This is a genomic window from Acinetobacter sp. MD2, from assembly GCF_035615575.1.
In the GTDB taxonomy this organism is placed as follows: Bacteria; Pseudomonadota; Gammaproteobacteria; order Pseudomonadales; family Moraxellaceae; genus Acinetobacter.
Map to the genome: position 1 here is coordinate 597122 of NZ_VTDK01000001.1, position 18303 is coordinate 615424.

The window sequence follows — 18303 nt, forward strand, 5'->3', positions numbered from 1 at the left end:
ATAACGTTTTAGAAAATTACTTTGGTGGTTAAACCCAAAACCAAGGCGTTATTGACATTATCGGTTGCACCGGGATGAATCACATATTGCACTACAGGGCGTAACATTAACCACGGCGTTACATAATGCGAATAGTTCAATTCCATATTGTATTCTGCATCTTGGTTAATCGCTTGGCGTTTGTTATAAACACCGTCACGATAACGATCACTGACATGAATGCGATTGACCCCAAAGCCTAAAATGTCATTTGGATGATTCGCAGATACGCCTAAATAGCGAATGCCCAATTGCTGCATGTTATCGACTTTATTGGTGTTTTTATCATGCAATGACGCATTGGCAAAACCATATAAACCACGTTTTCCACCATCAACCGAGGTTAACTGTTGGTCAGCAACCCACCAAACGGCATAGGTATGATCTCGTTGTTGCCCAGTTAAAGTATCTTTATTTTGGGTTTTATCAGCATTATTATAAAACGCACCTAACTGATAGGTTGCAGGCAGCTGATTAATGCCCTGTTTTGGCTGATACGTTACTTGAACAGGAACCGATACTCCTTCAACGTGGTCTGACTTTAAATTCCAACCTTTATTTTCTTCAATGTTGGTTGGGTTAAACTCAAACACACCAATTTGTGCTGACCATTCTGGATTAAACTTATATTTGGCAAGCGCTGCCCATTGTGCGACTGGCTCGTTATACCAAATATTGCCTTGCCATTTCCCATTTTGCGCGGTACAGAATGAGGTGCTTTGGAAATCGCAGCCCATAGTATCAAAATACGAGCCCATGCCCATTCGCCCTACACGAACACTCACGCCGCTATCGCCAAACACTTTTTCCACCGAAAATTGAGTTAAGCGAGAGTCGACATTACCACGTCCAAAAGTGGCTTGGGTATTTGCCATTTGCGGTGCGCCAGGCGATGAAATGTTCTCAACACTGGTACTTTGCCCTTGGCGTGCCGTCACAATGGCACGTACAGACATGCCATCCCAACCTAAAAGTTTGGCTAAATCGAGCGTTGTTCCAAACCACAATTGACTGGCAAATGTGACGCCATCTCGTGGCTTATATCCACCATCAGCCAAATAATCGCTGTCGACATATAAATTGGCATCAAACTTCACCCCTTTTTGTTCTAAGCTTTGACGTCCGCCATTCCAATCTCCCAATAAATATTGTCCATTCGGATCAAATGCTTGCGTTGCATGTGCTGCAATAGAAGTTAGACCTAACATTGAAGAAATTATTGCAAAACAGATCGCTTTCTGATGATTATTTTTCATATTTAAATCAATATACACTATAGAATTTGCATTATATTGTGACTTTTTCGTAAAAATTTCCCACATTCACCCCAAAATGAATCTTTTACTAAGAGAGTTTTTCAAAAAAACGATATTTTTTAGTATGAATCCTCATCTCAATCTCTGCATACTAAGCGCATACTTTTAAATAAGTGACAGTAATTACGATGAATGGTATTTATCGTAGTCAGTATAAGCAGGCTATTCTATTTTTATTCATATTCAAGAATGGTCTAGATAAAGTTTTTAATTTTTGAAAAGTGTATGGTTGATCATGGCGCATTCTCAAGCAGTAGAGGTTTCCGCAAATCCAAACTCTAAAGCCCGCGTTTTAGTGGCAAGTTTGGTTGGAACAACAATCGAGTTTTTTGACTTTTATATTTATGCCACTGCGGCAGTATTGGTCTTTCCTCATTTATTTTTTCCAGCAAGTAGTAATGGTGCAGCCGTACTACAATCACTTGCAACTTTTTCAATCGCCTTTATTGCTCGTCCAATTGGTGCCGCACTATTTGGGCATTTAGGCGACCGTATTGGACGTAAAGCCACCTTAGTTGCCGCACTGTTATTAATGGGTATTTCAACAGTGTGTATTGGTTTACTTCCAACCTATGCGCATATTGGTATTCTTGCACCGTTATTATTAGCACTTTGCCGTTTAGGGCAAGGCTTAGGTTTAGGCGGCGAATGGAGTGGTGCAATTTTATTGGCAACTGAAAATGCACCTGATGGTCAGCGTGCATGGTACGGCATGTTCCCACAATTGGGCGCGCCAATTGGTTTTATCTTTGCCGCAAGCTCGTTTTTAATTTTAGGTGCGGTGTTGTCGAACGATGCTTTTTTACAATGGGGCTGGCGTTTACCGTTTATTGCCAGTTCATTATTGGTGATTGTTGGGCTATATATTCGTTTGAAATTACATGAAACTCCTGCATTCCAACGGGTTTTAGACAAACAAAAAGAAGCCAATATTCCATTTAAAGAAGTCATGACCAAGCATACTAAAATGCTCGTTTTAGGTACGCTTGGTGCAGTATGTACCTTTGTTTTGTTCTATTTAATGACTGTATTTGCATTGAACTGGGGCACAACGGCATTGGGTTATACCCGTAGTGACTTCTTAAAAATGCAATTGATTGCAACCATCTGCTTTGCAATTTTTATCCCTGTTTCAGCCATTTTAGCGGAAAAATTCGGACGTAAGACCACATCTATTACGATTTGTGCCATCACTGCACTTTTTGGATTTGTGTTTCCTTACTTCTTAGTTGCCAATAACCCCGTTGCAATTGTTTGTTTCTTATCGCTTGGTTTAGGCATTATGGGTTTAACGTATGGTCCGATTGGAACAGTTTTATCTGAGATTTTCCCAACCTCAGTACGTTACACGGGTTCAGCTTTAACCTTTAACTTGGCCGGAATTTTGGGTGCTTCTTTTGCGCCGTTAATTGCAACCAAACTTGCGCAAACGTATGGCATTGGTGCTGTCGGTTTCTATTTATCTGCTGCAGCACTCGTTTCAATGTTGGCATTCATGTGCATTCGTGAAACCAAAAATATTGATGTAAATCATCAAATCTAAGCGATTGACTTCAATTAAACCCCATAAAAAACGCCGATTTACTCGGCGTTTTTTATTTGTTCTGTTTATTCTTCTTCGTCATCATAAACGTCAAAAAAGTAGCTGCTACATTCCCAACCTGCGTACTCGCCTTGAAATTCTGTGGCAATTTTAGTGAACCAAGTTTCTAAATCGACAATATCTTCATAGTCTGGTTCAATCAAAATATAAACAGAAACTTGCCATTCATTTGGTTCCGTTTGTTCATCTTGTGCAAGCGAAATTCGCTGTTCTTGATCGAGCAAATACAAAGCACAGGTTTGCGCATCGGTCAGTGTTTTAAATGCAAGAATAAATTCAATTTCGTGCGGTTGGCTTAAATCACCACCATCTTCAACCATTTGCCAAAGTACATTGCCATTATCATCGTTGGGGAATTTTTGGAAATCACGGCTCATGTATCGTATCCTTTTTTGTTGTTACTGAAGAAAAGAACATCTTAACGTAAATTAATGACGATTTTATAGTGACATTTTTTCAACTTAAATCCACCTTGCCACCCAAGATTAAAATGGGATGATTGAGGTAATTTTCATGGCTATTTTTTGTAGCGGATGCTCGAATGATAATGCCGCAGCATGCAGTGCCATACGGCTTAGCGCAAAATTTTTCGGCTGTGGATGATACAGCTTGTCGCCCATAATCGGATGCCCCAAATGTTGCATATGCACCCGTAACTGATGTGACCGGCCAGTAATGGGTTCTAAACGCACACGGCTTTGATCCGTTGTTAAATCATAATCTAGACGCTCATACAGCGTTTGTGCTGACTTACCCAACTCAAAATGCACAATTTGACGAGGGCGATTTTCCCAATCGGTAATTAACGGCACATCGACACAGCCATTTTCTGCAATTTTACCTTGTACCAAAGCAATATAATGCTTCTTCACTTGCCGTGCTTGAAACATTTTACTGACCGCAACTTCTGCATCTCGATGCTTCGCAAACATTAAAATACCCGAAGTCGCCATGTCTAAACGATGGGTCACTTTTGCTTGTGGGTACTGTTCTAAAATACGTAAATATGCACTGTCCTGATGTTCGGGTTTTCGCCCCATCACCGACAATAACCCCGCAGGTTTATCGATAATAATCAGGTCATCATCTTCAAATAAAATGCTTAGCGGTTGTTGTGGCGGGCAATAAACAAAAGCATCATTCAAGGACATAAATTTTAGCTGCGATAAAAATGGGCAACATAGCAAGCTGTGCTGTGTTCGTCAATCCGATCATCTAATAGAAAGATATACAGCTGTTTTGAATTTTTGATTTTTAGAGAAATAGCCAAAGAATACCGCGAATATGAAATGAATTTTTGTAGGTTGATGAACTACAAAAACATAAAATGAAATGTTATACTATAACAATTAAAATTTTATCTCTACATTTGAGTCAGTTTACTATGCAGCGCAAATCTTACCTTTTGGGGCTTGTTTTATTACCTGTTTTATCTTGGGGTGACAATAAAACAGAGGACACTCTTCCAACCATCACGGTCAAAACCACAGATAAAGAAGATGAAAAACTCACGTCTTCAAGCACAAAATTCCGCCACAGCATCATGGATGTACCCTTTAGTCGCAATTTTTTATCTGAAGAAATGTTAAAGCAGCAAGACATTCAACGTATTGATAAAGCAATTCAATTGGTGAATGGCGTCTATGCACAGAACAATTATGGTGGTGGCTTCTGGGATAACTATTCCATTCGTGGCTTTACCACCGACCCGAATGTCAGTAGCACAGTCATTCGGAATGGTTTGAGTGTGAATCGCGGCTTGAGTGCGCCACGTGATATGGTCAATATTAAATCGATTGATTTTTTAAAAGGCCCTGCCACTGCCATGTATGGCCGTGGTGAAATGGGCGGTTTACTGAATATCAACGCCAAACAACCGCAATGGGAACCGCAAGGCGAGCTTTCTTTGCGTGGTAATACCGAAGAAAAATATCGTGCAAGTGTGGAATATACAACGCCAATCAATGATCAACTGGCGTATCGGCTTGCCCTTGCACATGAAGATAATCAAAGTTTTCGCGATGAAGTGAACAGCCAGCGTTGGTTTATTTCACCACAATTTAGTTGGAAAATTTCCGACCAGACCCAGCTTAATTTCGACAGTGAAATCACGCAGCAAAAAGGCTTGTTCGACCGTGGGATTAGTGCCTACCAAGGTCAAATTTTAATGAATCGTAAAACTTTTACAGGTGAACCCTCTGCCGACCAAAATAAGGTGAGCGACCAATTTTATCAGCTCAATTTAATCCATCAAATTAATGATGATTGGAAGCTGAATAGCGCCATAAGCTACAAGCAAGGTAAAATTACAGGTAGTTCCAATGAACCACGAAGTTTTGCCAATGATGCTGAAACGTTAAACCGTCAACGGCGTGAGCGTTATACTTTCACTAAAGATTTACTCGCGCAAAGCGAAATGTTAGGCACAATTGACACTGCATGGGCTAGACACGAAGTTTTAATTGGTACTGAAATTGGAAGATTGATTTTCAATCAAAGTCAGTTGCGTTGTGACAGTGGTCGCGTAGGACGCATTAATGGTGGGTACAGTAATTCTGCGCGCTACTGCGTGAACCAAATTAACGTAAATCATCCACAGTATGGTGACTATCCAAACTACATGGGCATGTTTACCAATACCCATGAAGTGCAAGATACAGCGGCGCTGAACATGCAAGATCAAATGTTCTTGAATGACCAATGGAGTATTTTACTGGGTGGGCGCTTCGACCATGTGAAGCAAAGCCTAGACAATTATGTGAATGCGGCGTCTTCCAATAAAATCTTTAATGAAGTTTCACCACGTATTGGCGTAAATTACAAACTGAATGATACGTTATCCTTTTACAGCAATTATGGTAAATCTTTTGCGTTAAATACGGGTACCGATGCAAACGGTCAAGTTTTTGCACCAGAAAAAGGTGAAAGTTATGAATTAGGCTCAAAATTCCAACCTAGCGATGCCAATCTATTCACTGCGGCACTTTTTCATATGAAAAAACGTAACGCTTTAACCATCGACCCGAAAGATCCGAGCTATCAATATGCCGCAGGTGAAGCACGTAGCCAAGGCATCGAGCTGAGCTTTCAAACCGAGTTCGCATCGAAGTTGAATGTATCCGCCAATTATACCTATACCGATGCGATTATCACCCAAGATACCAACATTGCCAAAGGTACACGGTTAAATAGCATTCCTAAGCACAATGCCAATTTAAGTCTAAACTATACCATGCTTGATGATGGTGATCGTAAAGCGGGAGTGGGTGGCAATGTGGTTTATGTGGGAAGTCGAAATGGCACACAAAACGATCAGGGAAATCTGAAATTAGCAGCTTATACGATTGTAAATTTGAATGCTTATTATGCACCGAATTCTAAATTACGTTATCAATTTAACCTAAATAACCTGTTTGATAAAACCTATTCGGTTGAAAGTTATAGCGATATGTGGATTCAACCTGGAGACCCGATAAATGCGTCTTTATCTATGCAGTGGCATTTTTAAAAAGTAGCCGATGGATAAAGCGTTTATCCTCTTGTTGTATGTTTTAACTTAAAATATCAAATTTATTGGAGCGCCTATTCAGGCGTTCCGATGAATAGCTTCGTATAAAATACAACCAAAAACTCAAACTGTGTTAAAATAGAATCAATTAAAAAGAAACGCAATCATTGCTTCCCTATTCCTTAAAATAGGAATAACACATAAAGAAAGAGAACGGAGATAAAAAATGAGCTATCAACATATTCTTATTCCTGTAGATGGGTCTTCTACATCAAAAATTGCAATTCAACATGCAGCGTCACTTGCGAAAGCTTTCAACAGTCGTATTACTGCGATTTGCGTATTAACCGTTGATCCTTTTGTGGGCGTGGAATTTGTAAACAGTGCTGAATTTTCAAAAGATTATATGAATAAGGTCAAAGAGGAAATTCAGGATATTTTAACTGAAACAAAAACCTTGTTTGCACGTGAGGGTATTAATATTGAAACACAAATTATTGAAGGGCAAAGTATTTATAAAGAAATTGTAAATACCGCAACTGATATTAAAGCCGATTTAATTGTTATTGGCTCTCATGGCCGTAAAGGCTTTAAAAAGTTTGTTTTAGGAAGCGTAACTCAAGCATTATTAGGCGAAGCGCATGTGCCTGTTTTAGTGGTTCGAGAATAAACATCATGATTTGTATGAGCAGAATATATTTCTAGGAATGTGTTCTGCTCTATCTCTCTTTGGGCTAATTCATCTCACTAACACCCTGCTCTTTCTGCAAAATTGATTGATGTATTGGTTTAAAGGATGTATGTCACAATGAGCTTGCAGAGTGTTTTAAAAAAACTTACAGAGACAAAAAACCCATGAATTTTTAAATTCATGGGTCTATATTTTAAATCATTGCAAAACTGTGCATATGATTACAAGAATTTGGTGGGCCCACACAGACTTGAACTGTGGACCAACGGATTATGAGTCCGCTGCTCTAACCAACTGAGCTATAGGCCCTTATCGTATAATTAAGTCTAATTTTTAACTTAATCTACACTTTAGGAGTTTAAATAAATAAACTGGTAGGCATATCCAGACTCGAACTGGAGACCTCTACGATGTCAACGTAGCGCTCTAACCAACTGAGCTATACGCCTAAAGTAGTTGCATCATATTCATTTAAAACAATAAAAGCAAGCCCGTTTTGAATAAAAACCCATTTAACCGTTTGCTTTTTATTCAATTATTGAAACTAAACAGCTTTGGGTAAGAATCTAGAAAAAATTCTTAAATTCAGCGGCGTATGCATAAACCATTTATAACAATAAAAATCAATCGCCCAAGACCACCACAATGCCCACAAATTATGACTTAAAAAATGTGCACCTCGCACCATTTGAACTGCACTCATAATGCACCCCATCACCAATGCAATAACTAAAAACCATTTGGATAGCTGGATAAATCGATCTCGATAAGCAAAATAAAGTGCAATTAATGCAAAACCTGCAGAAGCATGCCCACCAGGAAAACATGCACCTTGTTTAAGTAAAGTTCGGTCCCATGCCACAACATGCTGATGTAATTGCACCATATCCCAAGGACATGCATGTGAAGAATTTGCTTTGAACACACCAATAATCGCAACCGAACTCAACATCATTATCAGTACTGTAAGTGCAATCTTGCGTAATGTACGAAGTCTAGGTTGTATAAAACTGGCAATTACAATTCCTAAATGTATCAAAGCAATCGCGATGACCATATTTTTTAAAAGCTGATGTCCATATTCAATTAATACATGATTCTCTTTTAATGTATATTGTCCTGAGGCATTGACCCAAGGTAGGCTTAAGGCATGATCAATCGCTCCATTTACAGGAATAAAATAAAGCATCATCAAAGCGCTACAAATTAAGCACCATGTATTGATCTGCTCAAAATGGGTTCGTGGCAATACAAATTTCAACACAACCAATACTCTTCAAAATTCTAAAAAGAGCATATAAAAGCAACATTAAAATATTCTTATTGTTTACAAAAATAAAATATAAACCTATCTATCAATCACTTAATTATAACAAACAAAGCCAGATTCCCGACAAAAACTCGCAAGCGTTAGACCTGCTTGTTGCGCCATACCAATTGCCATACTCGTTGGTGCAGAAATTGTGGCCAACAAACTAATATTAAATACCGCACATTTACGAATTAATTCATAACTTGCACGACTGGTCATTACCACAAAACCTTTTCTCACATCTTGCTGCTGTAGAGTCAAATAACCCAATAGTTTATCTAGCGCATTATGCCGCCCCACATCTTCAAACGTTGCAATAATTATTCCATTTTCAACCCACGCTGCTGCATGTGCACCACCTGTTAATGCACTAATTGGCTGCTGTGCTTGTAGCTGCTGCAATGCATTTGGAATTTGATCTAACCATGATTTCGGTGCAGGATGCGCTATTTTTTCTAAATTAAATTGAAACTGTTGCAAGCTTTCTATTCCACAAAGACCACAACCTGTACGTCCAACTAACGCACGGCGCTGCTGTTTAAGTGCCATAAATGCGCGAGATGCAATATTCATCTCAATTTGAACACCCAGTGCATCTGTGTGAATCTCAAGATCATACAATTCACTCAAGTTTGCAATAATCCCTTCCGACAAGCTAAACCCAATAGCAAAAGCTTTTAAATCTAGCGGAGTTGCCATCATCACCGCATGTGAAATACCGTTATATACCAATGCAATGGGATATTCCTGCACAACATTATCCAACAATTCTTCGGTAGCACCTGCTTTAAAACGGGTAACCGCAACCTCGATAACGCCAGTTAATTGACTCTCCAACCTATATTCCTTTTTTAAAGGTGAAGGACTTCCTCCACTGTACAATTAAAAAACCTCTTGCATTCGTCCTGTTTTATTCTTATAAAAATAAAACAGCAAATACAAAAGGTCTAATTACCAAATTCAATTATTTGTAGCGTTATTCAGTCACCAGAGCTGGCTCAACTTCAACTGCCAAATTAAAATGTGCAGGAGCTTGTCCCGCATGTAAAATCACAGGAATGCTTTTTGAAGCAGGAATTTTAGCTTGTTGATCATGGCTTGAAAGAGCAACCAATGGATTAGTTTCAGGATAATACGCCGCCAAACTTCCCATCGGAATGTTATAAGGCACAATACGGAAACTTTCGACCACACGTTTAATACCATCAGAATAAATACTTTCAATATCTACCCATTGATTGGCAACAAAACCGGCAGCATCAATATCTGCCTGATTCATAAACAAAACACGGCGTTGCCCAAACACGCCACGATAACGATCATCTAAACCATATAACGTTGTATTGTATTGGTCGTGCGAACGTGTCGTCATTAAAGTAAAGACATTTTTTGCACTATATCGTTTCGAAAATTTATTTTCTGCATCTTCATAAACTTCGGCAAGTGGCTTAATAAAAAACTGCGCTTTACCAACAGGTGTATTCCAAACGTGATGATTAGCAGGATGCTCGAGATGAAAACCACCTTCAGGATAAACCCGTGCATTAAAATCTTTAAACTCATCAAACACATCGGCAATTGAATCGCGGATGCGATCATAGCTTTCAACATACCAACGCCATTGAATTTGACTATTGTTCAGCGTCATTTCTGCCATACGCGCCACAATATCGGGTTCTGAAAGTAGTTGTTCCGATGCAGGTGCATTACGCCCTGCCGACAAATGCACATTACTCATTGAATCTTCAACAGAAATAGCCTGAGGACCATGCTTTTGCATATCGACTTCGGTGCGTCCTAGACATGGCAAAATTAACGCATCTTTCCCACACACCAAATGACTTCGATTTAACTTTGTTGCGATGTTCACCACCAAATCACAACGCTTTAATGCTTCTTGCGTATAAACTGTGTCAGGTGTTGCAACCGCAAAATTACCACCCAAACCAATAAAGACTTTTATACGACCTTCGTACATCGCTTTAATGGTTTCCACCACACCAAGACCATCTTCTCGTGGTGATTGAATACCAAACACACGGTCTAAGTTATCGAGCAATTTTGCAGGTGGATGTTCATTAATACCCATGGTGCGATCGCCCTGCACATTACTGTGCCCACGCACAGGACATAGCCCCGCACCTGCTCGACCGACTTGCCCACGTGAAAGTAATAGGTTCGCAAGCATATGTACATTGGCTGTACCATGTCGATGTTGCGTAATTCCCATGCCCCAACAAAAAATAGACCGATTAGAATCTAAAAATAGCTTCGCCAAAGACTCTAATTGTTCTGCCGAAAGTCCCGAATAATAGTAAATTTCATCCCAACTGCTGCGGTCAACTTCGTGCAGCATCGCCTCAAAACCAAGCGTATTTTTTTCAATAAAATCTCGATCAAAAACACTGGCTTTATTGGCAGCTAAAGCCTTTTTGTCCCATTCAGACAAATGCTTCATCATGCCCAACATTAAGGCATAGTCACCACCAATTTTAGGCTGGAAATAATAACGACTAATTGGTGTACTGCCATTGGTCATCATTTCAAAGGCCGCTTGTGGGTCTTGAAAACGCTCTAAGCCACGCTCTTTAATTGGGTTAATGGCAATAATTGTTCCACCACGGCGTGACACTTCGCGCAATGTGCCCAACATTCGTGGATGATTCGTACCAGGGTTATGTCCAAAACTAAAAACAGCTTCGGCTTCATCAAAATCATCTAACGTTACCGTACCTTTCCCCAAACCAATGGCATCTTTTAAGCCAAAACCAGTGGGTTCATGGCACATATTGGAGCAATCTGGAAAGTTATTGGTGCCATAACTACGCACAAACAATTGATACAAAAATGCCGCTTCATTACTGGCACGCCCCGATGTATAAAAAGCCGCTTGATTCGGGTCATCTAAATCATTTAATTGAGTTGCTATCAGCTTAAATGCATCATCCCACGAAATCGGCACATATTTATCTGATGCTGCATCGTAACGCATTGGTTCAGTCAAACGCCCTGAATCTTCTAAAAAAAAGTCATTTTGTTCAGACAACCAACTTACCGTATGCTGTGCAAAAAAATCGGCACTTACACGTTTAGTGGTTGCCTCAAAAGCCACCGCCTTTGCACCATTTTCACAAAAGTTAAAAGCATGGCTATTTTTCTTCTCAGGCCACGCACAGCCGGGGCAATCAAAACCTGTAGGCTGATTCACATTTAGAAGCGTAATTGAACCTTTTTTAAGGACATCTTGACGCTTCAAATTTTTTGCAACACTCAATAATGCCCCCCAACCACCCGCAGGATGATCGTAAGGTTCAATCCGTGCAAAAGCAGTATTTTCCTGCACTTGCCGTTCTAATTCTGGTGTTTCTGGCTCTAAATTTTCCATTTTGATGCCCTCATCGTAATGATGTGCTTCTATGCTGCACACCATGACTGTTTTATTTTACGCCAAAATATGACTCTATAACATTTAATCACATTTATGGCATGTCTACTTTTATCACACTGTTATTTCATTTCATGTCTATGCACGTGATGGTGTGAATGTGCATGCATCTCGACATCATGGTCTTGACGAATACAGCAACCAGCAACAAATTGCTGTGTACCATCCATATAAAATTCTTCTTTCCACACAGGCACTTCGTGTTTTACCCGTTCAACCGCTTCTTCACACGCCATAAAAGCTTCTTTACGGTGGGCTGCATAGGCAACGGCAATAATGGCTTTTTCACCAATATCTAAGGCACCAACCCGATGAATCACATGCACATAAGCAACAGCATATTTTGCTTTGACCGCTTGTTCAATTTCACGAATCATCTTTTCAGCAATTGGCTTATAACTCGTATATTTCAGTGCTTTTACCGCCTTACCTTCATGATGATTACGCACTGTGCCAATAAAAATCCCCGTCCCACCACATTCAGGATAATTTTGAATCGCTTCGAAATCATCTAAATTTAATGCTGTATCTTGAATACGATTCGTGTTCATTTTTAACCTCCCGCCACAGGCGAAAGTAAAACCAAAGTTACATCTTGGCTTAAAACAAAACTACGCGGCACAATATCTTCACCTATTGCACAAGCACACTGTTCAATTAAATGCTGTGCTTGGGGATGTTGTTGCACCAATTGCTCAAGAACATCACCAACTTGCGCCTTAACTAAACATCGCACAGATAAATATTCAGGCAACTGCGCACTGACGGCACCATATGCTTCAATTTGGATTTGAATTTCAGCCATACTTCCTCTACTTCACTGTATTTTAGCCATTGCTCATTTTGCAACCTTGTGCAAAAAACATATGCCTACGGTATTACTTCAGTGAATAATACATTCAATTAAGGTTTTTTATCCGCCACAAAATTAAATTTCAAGGCAATCTACATACTCAAGTGGTGACTCAGCCAAAGTTTGAGTCGGAATGCGCACAATCACGTTTGCTTCACTTAAATTACTTAACATATGCGATTGTTGCTTTTTCAATTTCGATACAATCCGCTGCCCTTGTTGATTCACATCCAGCTTCATACGTAACAATTGTTCTCGGCTATCTAAGCGTACAGTATCATTGAGCAACGCTCGTTGCCACTGTGGTTGTGGATGCGCAATACCTTGCAATGCTTTTAGTAAAGTTGTTACGTGCAGCGCTAAGCAAACAAATACAGCAGCAGGATTTCCCGGTAAACCAATTAAATAGGCAGATCGATTTAAATGTTGATACTGTGCAAAATATAAAGGCTTACCGGGTTTTTGTGCAACTTTCCAAAAAATCTCTTTAGCACCTAATGCCAATGAAACAGGGCGAATAAAATCATAATCACCTACAGAAACGCCGCCTGTCGTAATCACAAGATCATGCTTTTGCAATGCATCTTGTAATACTTGACTTAGCACGGCTTCATCATCGATTACATGCTGCAAAGTAACATTCTGATAACCTTGTTCTTTTAGCCAAGCCAGAATCATCGGGGCATTGGCATCAAAAACTTGAGCGTCATTTTCTAAAGACTGACTGACTTCATCACCTGTAATTAATACTGCGATTTTAGGCTGCGCAAATACATTAACTTGTTGCACACCGGCCATACTTAATGCTGCTATCACACCACTATTTAAATACTGCCCACGGCGTGCTAAACAGGCGCCTACTTGTAACTCTTCGCCCTGATAGCGAATGTCAGCACCTTGTTTTAAGCATTCATTCAAGTGAATCGTTGCAGCATCTGCTGTCACAATTTCTTGTCTTGCGACGGTATCAGCAGATTCAGGTACACGCCCACCCGTAAAAATGCGTAGGCACTCTCCAGACTGAATTTCTAACTGCTGCGATACACCTGCACGCACTTCACCTACCAATTTAAAAGTAGTCAAGCCCGCTGCAACATCTTCACTTTTTAGCGCGTAACCATCAACAGCACTTTGGGTAAATAAAGGCAATGCAATTGTAGACATCACATCTTCGGCTAAATAATGACAATGTGCGTGACTTAAGGCAATTTGCAATTGTGCTTGCTTTTTAACAGTTGTATAGGTTGCCAAGGCTTGATCTAACGAGAGCAAACCGTGTTCCGAGCAACTCATTCATAGCCTCCAGGATGAGGTAAATCACGGCAAACATCAAAGATATGTACCATGGCAGGCAATAAAGCCACCATCGACTCCGATGCACCACCACGACTTCCCGGCAGCGTCACCACCAGTGAACGATCAATAAACCCTGCCACGCCACGTGACATTGCAGCATAAGGCGTACGGCGCTGTCCAAAGGCACGTGCAGCTTCCATCAACCCATTAAGTTCACGTTCAAGTAACGGTTGAATCGTATCTACCGTAATATCACGCGAGCCAATTCCTGTTCCACCTACAGTAATCACGCAACCATACGATTGGGTTAAATCGAGTACCGTTTGCTTGAGTAGTTCAGCTTCGTCAGGCAAAATTTGGTAATGAATTGGATCAAAACCTGCTTCAGTTAAAGTTTCAACCACCGAACGACCTGCGGTATCAGGCTTTTTACCTGCTGCAACGCTGTCGGATAATACAAGTACTGCTGCCGCCACAGGCTGACGTAATTGACGCTTAAAATGTGACTTACCACCTTTTTTCAGCTCCAATTTGCATTGCTCAATGATGAGTTCATGTGGTTCACAATGGGGTTTAAGCATGTCATAAATCGTCAATGCCGCTAAACTTGCCGCAGTTAAAGCTTCCATTTCCACACCTGTTGGTGCAATGGTTTCAACTGTGGCACGAATCAAGACCCGATCAGACAAAAGTTCAAAATCTACATCGGCACGGTAAATTGGCAATGGATGGCACAGTGGAATCAGCTCATCTGTTCGTTTGGCTGCTAAAATGCCGGCAATACGTGCCGTTTTTAACGCATCGCCTTTTTCGGTATTGCCATCGGCAAGTAATTGCAAACAATGTGGCGGTGCCAATAGTTCAGACGTTGCGGTTGCAACACGAAAGCTTTCAGGCTTCATGCCTACATTCTTCATAAGATTTTTCCGAGCTTTTTCATTCAATTTTTAAAGAGATTTGCAAGCTTAAAGCGCAAGGATTAACACAAAATTAACCCCCAATTGCATGCATGGTAATTTTACGCAGCGGCGCTGCTTGATGTGCAATATAACCCGCTTTTTTATGCCACACTGTAGTCAAAATTTGTGTAATTAAAGTTTGTTGCTGCCCTACTGCCAACAAATGGCGAATTGGTGTGCCTGTATTAGCAAATAAACAGGTAAATAGCTCACCTGTTGCGGTTAAACGTAAACGGTCACAACTTTCACAAAAGGGCTTACTAATGGTTGAAATGACACCCAACTTGAACGTTTGATTGAGTAAATAATGGGTGGCAGGATCATTTTTTCGAGGGATACTGTCAATTTGAAAATGAGGTGCAAGCTGTGCCAAAATTTCATCTTCAATCACGACTTTTTCACGCTGCCATTGTTCAGGTTGGTCAAGCGGCATATATTCAATAAAACGCAACTCAATCTGCTGTTGATATGCCCACTGCACCAACTCTAAAATTTCATCCGAATTTTCACCTTGCAACAAAACACAATTGATCTTAATAGGTATATTGGCTTGCTGTGCCGCGGCAATCCCTGCTAAAACCGGCTGCAATGGCTTTTTAGTCATATTAAAAAAAGTTTCGGGACGAATACTGTCTAAACTAATATTTAAATCGTCTAAACCGGCTTGTTTTAAATCGGCTGCATACTCTGCCAAATAATACGCATTGGTGGTCATTGAAATACGAGAAAGCCCCAAAGCACGCAATTGATTTAACCGTTCAATAAAATGGCTCACCCCTTTACGCATTAATGGCTCACCACCAGTTAAGCGAATTTGCTGAATACCAAGTTTGACCATTGTTTCGCAAAACAAATACAGCTCTTCAAAGCTTAAAATTTCTTTTTTTGCCAGCCAAGTTGGATGATCAGGCATACAATAACTACATTTAAAGTTACAACGATCGGTCAGTGAAATACGTAATTTGGTTTTTTTGCGCTGATATTGGTCATGTAACTGCTGAGAATAAAGCTCAAACTCAGAAACTGTAGGCATAGAAGCACTCAAACTCAATTCACTGTGTGCTTGCTTGAATAATTCTCCCATGCCGTTGTCCTTCGTACCGCAAATTTTAATTCAATAAAAATAAGATTGACCTTTTTTGTGCTAGGCATAAGACATGATGTTTATGCCCGCATTAAAAAATGAACATACTATTTTGATGATCTTAGTGGTGATATTGCATCCTTAAATATCATGTTAAATCCTAGAACCATTCAATTGCAATTTTAAACATGTAGGTTAAGTAAAATCAATGCTAAACACGCAGGTACCGCCTGAATATAAAGAATCTTTTTACTTGCGGTGATGCCACCATAAATTCCAGCAATCAAAACACAAGCTAAAAAGAAATTACCTAATGCCAAGGCATAGCTTGCAGGCGCACAAAGTGACCACAACAAACCTGCGGCTAAAAATCCATTATATAAACCTTGGTTTTGCGCCATTACTTTTGTTATTTTGGCTTTTTCAGGGCTATTTGCAAAAGCCTTTAAACCTGCTGGTTTATCCCATAAAAACATCTCCAACACTAAGATATAAAGATGTAATGCGGCAATCAAGCCAATAAAAATCTGTCCAATCATGCTGTATCCCTTATTTGAATGGCCACAAAAATAGATTATTAATAAGACCTCTTGCTTTCCCCCTACAGCGTTTTATTTTATAAACCGTTAGGAGGAAATTTGCAAAAGTCCAATCAGTACTATGGTTTTAACAACACTTTACCTAAACGTGCCGTTTGTATCGCTTTTTTACTTGCTTCTTGCACTTGATCAAAACTTAACACAGCTTCTACAGGTAATAATAATTTTTTCTCTGCCGCCAAAGTTAATAATTCAACAATTAATTCTTTCTTACGCTCTGAAGGCATATCCCGGCTCACAACACTTCCCCAGAAACCTTTTACAGTTGCCTGTTTAAAAATTAAGTCGCCTGATGAAATGTTCATCGCACCGCCACTCATCGTTCCAAAAGAAACTAACAAACTGTTGTCACTTAATAAATGTAGTAATTCACCACTGGCATTTCCACCAACAGAATCCACTGCAACTTTTAAAGGTTGATCGGCATGAATGGCTTTAACCTGCTCTTTCCAATCGGCTTGATCAGTTGCAACCACATGCTGAATGCCTAAAGCCTGTAATTCTGCAATCACATCTGTGCGGCGCACCAAATTAATCACTTGTAAACCACGTGCTTGAGCAATCATCGCAACAGTTTTACCAACCGCACCATTCGCAGTATTCTGAATTAACCATTCATTCGACTTTAAAGCAACAAAATCAAGTAACATTAATGCACTTAATGGCATTGCTATTAATTGAGCAGCAGTTTCATCATCAATGGCATCAGTTAAAGGGATAACACTAGCCGCAGGAGCAATAAAATATTCTGCCCAGCTACCATGCACCGAAGCTACAGTAATACGCTGACCCACAACAACATGGCTAACTCCCTCGCCTAAAGCATCTACAATTCCAACTGCTTCACTACCACCAATCGCTGGTAATTCAGGCTTATAGCCATAACTACCACGCACCGTCCAAACATCGTGATTATGGATCGGTGACAAAATTGTTTTGATTCTCACCTCACCTGCTTTCGGTTCAGGTATTGGCATTTCACCAAGTTCCAGTACATCAACAGGTTCACCAAAACTTTTATGAATAATACTGCGCATCATTATATTCCTTTTAGGTATTTAATCGGTAGTTTTGTAATTAGCATGAGCTCTCTTGGTCTAGATCATCTCATTCTTTCCAAATTTTAAAATCATATTTTTAGATCATTACAAGCCAACCGATAAAAATACAGATTCTTAAAAGTGCTATCATAATAAAAAATAGACCGGTCGTCTAGTTTTTTTAATTTATTACATTGTCACCGGATAGTTTGATTGACTGAGTATACGTAGAACCTTGTATATTCACTCTTTCGACTTATGCGATATACCCGACACCATTACCTCGTGCCATCAAGTGTAATATTTTGATTTTTATACCTGAATGACAACCTTGGTAGCCCAGTGCATGGTCATCGGTAAACTGACGCTTGCATATTTTACATTGGTAATTTTGTTTACCAGCTATTTTTTCTTTATACTGTCACTCAGGCAGGTAGGATATTTGATCTGTAGAGTGATTAGCATTTCTCTATAGTATCAAATTCTTACCTGTTTTTCTTTCAGCATACTTTTGATACACGACCAATCTGCCGCCATATTAGCGCTATACATTCTTTA

16 protein-coding genes, 2 tRNA genes and 1 pseudogene are annotated in these 18303 nt (G+C 39.8%); 3 read left to right on the forward strand and 16 right to left on the reverse strand.

The window, feature by feature from the left end; genetic code table 11:
• Positions 1–8: 8 nt before the first annotated feature.
• Positions 9–1295: a carbohydrate porin gene (locus FXN70_RS02840; protein WP_420714351.1), complete on the reverse strand. Its 1287-nt coding sequence runs from the start codon at positions 1293–1295 to the stop codon at positions 9–11.
• 295 nt (positions 1296–1590) lie between these two features.
• On the opposite strand from FXN70_RS02840, the gene FXN70_RS02845 reads away from it, so the two are divergent.
• Positions 1591–2898 carry an MFS transporter gene (locus FXN70_RS02845; protein WP_324645962.1) on the forward strand — a complete coding sequence of 436 codons (1308 nt, stop codon included), beginning with the start codon at positions 1591–1593 and terminating at the stop codon, positions 2896–2898.
• A gap of 65 nt (positions 2899–2963) precedes the next feature.
• On the opposite strand, the gene FXN70_RS02850 is transcribed toward FXN70_RS02845, so the two are convergent.
• Together FXN70_RS02850 and FXN70_RS02855 are read right to left on the reverse strand one after the other, a co-directional pair.
• Positions 2964–3335 carry a ribonuclease E inhibitor RraB gene (locus tag FXN70_RS02850; RefSeq protein WP_324645963.1) on the reverse strand — a complete coding sequence of 124 codons (372 nt, stop codon included), beginning with the start codon at positions 3333–3335 and terminating at the stop codon, positions 2964–2966.
• A gap of 108 nt (positions 3336–3443) precedes the next feature.
• On the reverse strand, positions 3444–4109 hold the full coding sequence (locus FXN70_RS02855; RefSeq protein WP_324645964.1) for a pseudouridine synthase: 666 nt from the start codon (positions 4107–4109) through the stop codon (positions 3444–3446).
• A gap of 233 nt (positions 4110–4342) precedes the next feature.
• On the opposite strand from FXN70_RS02855, the gene FXN70_RS02860 reads away from it, so the two are divergent.
• Positions 4343–6466, forward strand: a complete 2124-nt coding sequence (locus FXN70_RS02860; RefSeq protein WP_324645965.1) for a TonB-dependent siderophore receptor — start codon at positions 4343–4345, stop codon at positions 6464–6466.
• A 226-nt stretch (positions 6467–6692) separates the two neighbouring features.
• Positions 6693–7136: a universal stress protein gene (locus tag FXN70_RS02865; RefSeq protein ID WP_324645966.1), complete on the forward strand. Its 444-nt coding sequence runs from the start codon at positions 6693–6695 to the stop codon at positions 7134–7136.
• Positions 7137–7389: 253 nt separating this feature from the next.
• Here the strand turns inward: FXN70_RS02865 and FXN70_RS02870 are convergent.
• The 13 genes and pseudogenes from FXN70_RS02870 to FXN70_RS02930 all read right to left on the reverse strand — a co-directional run.
• A tRNA-Ile gene (locus tag FXN70_RS02870) sits at positions 7390–7466 on the reverse strand.
• A 63-nt stretch (positions 7467–7529) separates the two neighbouring features.
• A tRNA-Val gene (locus FXN70_RS02875) sits at positions 7530–7606 on the reverse strand.
• 95 nt (positions 7607–7701) lie between these two features.
• Positions 7702–8421, reverse strand: a complete 720-nt coding sequence (locus FXN70_RS02880; RefSeq protein WP_324645967.1) for a phosphatase PAP2 family protein — start codon at positions 8419–8421, stop codon at positions 7702–7704.
• Between the two features lie 99 nt (positions 8422–8520).
• Entirely contained in the window at positions 8521–9306 is a 786-nt protein-coding gene (gene fdhD, locus FXN70_RS02885; RefSeq protein WP_324645968.1) for a formate dehydrogenase accessory sulfurtransferase FdhD, read from the reverse strand.
• 139 nt (positions 9307–9445) lie between these two features.
• The gene (locus tag FXN70_RS02890; protein ID WP_324645969.1) at positions 9446–11854 is read right to left on the reverse strand and encodes an FdhF/YdeP family oxidoreductase; all 2409 of its coding nucleotides are present in this window, start codon (positions 11852–11854) and stop codon (positions 9446–9448) included.
• 122 nt (positions 11855–11976) lie between these two features.
• Positions 11977–12465: a molybdenum cofactor biosynthesis protein MoaE gene (locus FXN70_RS02895; RefSeq protein ID WP_324645970.1), complete on the reverse strand. Its 489-nt coding sequence runs from the start codon at positions 12463–12465 to the stop codon at positions 11977–11979.
• Between the two features lie 2 nt (positions 12466–12467).
• On the reverse strand, positions 12468–12719 hold the full coding sequence (locus FXN70_RS02900; protein WP_324645971.1) for a MoaD/ThiS family protein: 252 nt from the start codon (positions 12717–12719) through the stop codon (positions 12468–12470).
• Positions 12720–12842: 123 nt separating this feature from the next.
• A complete protein-coding gene (locus FXN70_RS02905) occupies positions 12843–14060 on the reverse strand; it encodes a molybdopterin molybdotransferase MoeA (protein ID WP_324645972.1) in 1218 nt (405 codons plus the stop codon).
• Positions 14057–14980: a bifunctional molybdenum cofactor biosynthesis protein MoaC/MoaB gene (moaCB, locus tag FXN70_RS02910; RefSeq protein ID WP_324645973.1), complete on the reverse strand. Its 924-nt coding sequence runs from the start codon at positions 14978–14980 to the stop codon at positions 14057–14059. Before moaCB ends, FXN70_RS02905 begins: the two co-directional genes overlap by 4 nt.
• A 73-nt stretch (positions 14981–15053) precedes the next feature.
• The gene (gene moaA / locus FXN70_RS02915) at positions 15054–16055 is read right to left on the reverse strand and encodes a GTP 3',8-cyclase MoaA (RefSeq protein WP_324646060.1); all 1002 of its coding nucleotides are present in this window, start codon (positions 16053–16055) and stop codon (positions 15054–15056) included.
• Positions 16056–16288: 233 nt separating this feature from the next.
• Positions 16289–16645, reverse strand: a complete 357-nt coding sequence (locus tag FXN70_RS02920) for a DUF1304 domain-containing protein (protein WP_324645974.1) — start codon at positions 16643–16645, stop codon at positions 16289–16291.
• 119 nt (positions 16646–16764) lie between these two features.
• Positions 16765–17742 carry a zinc-binding dehydrogenase gene (locus tag FXN70_RS02925; protein ID WP_324645975.1) on the reverse strand — a complete coding sequence of 326 codons (978 nt, stop codon included), beginning with the start codon at positions 17740–17742 and terminating at the stop codon, positions 16765–16767.
• 201 nt (positions 17743–17943) lie between these two features.
• A pseudogene (locus tag FXN70_RS02930) lies at positions 17944–18210 on the reverse strand (IS1 family transposase); the annotation flags it as partial.
• Between the last annotated feature and the right edge of the window lie 93 nt (positions 18211–18303).

What these genes read in the sequence shown, in the direction of transcription:
- FXN70_RS02840 (WP_420714351.1), bottom strand. Translation starts at nt 1,295, where the DNA reads ATGAAAAATAATCATCAGAAAGCGATCTGTTTTGCAATAATTTCTTCA.
- FXN70_RS02845 (WP_324645962.1), top strand. Translation starts at nt 1,591, where the DNA reads ATGGCGCATTCTCAAGCAGTAGAGGTTTCCGCAAATCCAAACTCTAAA.
- FXN70_RS02850 (WP_324645963.1), bottom strand. Translation starts at nt 3,335, where the DNA reads ATGAGCCGTGATTTCCAAAAATTCCCCAACGATGATAATGGCAATGTA.
- FXN70_RS02855 (WP_324645964.1), bottom strand. Translation starts at nt 4,109, where the DNA reads ATGTCCTTGAATGATGCTTTTGTTTATTGCCCGCCACAACAACCGCTA.
- FXN70_RS02860 (WP_324645965.1), top strand. Translation starts at nt 4,343, where the DNA reads ATGCAGCGCAAATCTTACCTTTTGGGGCTTGTTTTATTACCTGTTTTA.
- FXN70_RS02865 (WP_324645966.1), top strand. Translation starts at nt 6,693, where the DNA reads ATGAGCTATCAACATATTCTTATTCCTGTAGATGGGTCTTCTACATCA.
- FXN70_RS02890 (WP_324645969.1), bottom strand. Translation starts at nt 11,854, where the DNA reads ATGGAAAATTTAGAGCCAGAAACACCAGAATTAGAACGGCAAGTGCAG.
- FXN70_RS02895 (WP_324645970.1), bottom strand. Translation starts at nt 12,465, where the DNA reads ATGAACACGAATCGTATTCAAGATACAGCATTAAATTTAGATGATTTC.
- FXN70_RS02900 (WP_324645971.1), bottom strand. Translation starts at nt 12,719, where the DNA reads ATGGCTGAAATTCAAATCCAAATTGAAGCATATGGTGCCGTCAGTGCG.
- FXN70_RS02905 (WP_324645972.1), bottom strand. Translation starts at nt 14,060, where the DNA reads ATGAGTTGCTCGGAACACGGTTTGCTCTCGTTAGATCAAGCCTTGGCA.
- moaCB (WP_324645973.1), bottom strand. Translation starts at nt 14,980, where the DNA reads ATGAAGAATGTAGGCATGAAGCCTGAAAGCTTTCGTGTTGCAACCGCA.
- moaA (WP_324646060.1), bottom strand. Translation starts at nt 16,055, where the DNA reads ATGCCTACAGTTTCTGAGTTTGAGCTTTATTCTCAGCAGTTACATGAC.
- FXN70_RS02920 (WP_324645974.1), bottom strand. Translation starts at nt 16,645, where the DNA reads ATGATTGGACAGATTTTTATTGGCTTGATTGCCGCATTACATCTTTAT.
- FXN70_RS02925 (WP_324645975.1), bottom strand. Translation starts at nt 17,742, where the DNA reads ATGCGCAGTATTATTCATAAAAGTTTTGGTGAACCTGTTGATGTACTG.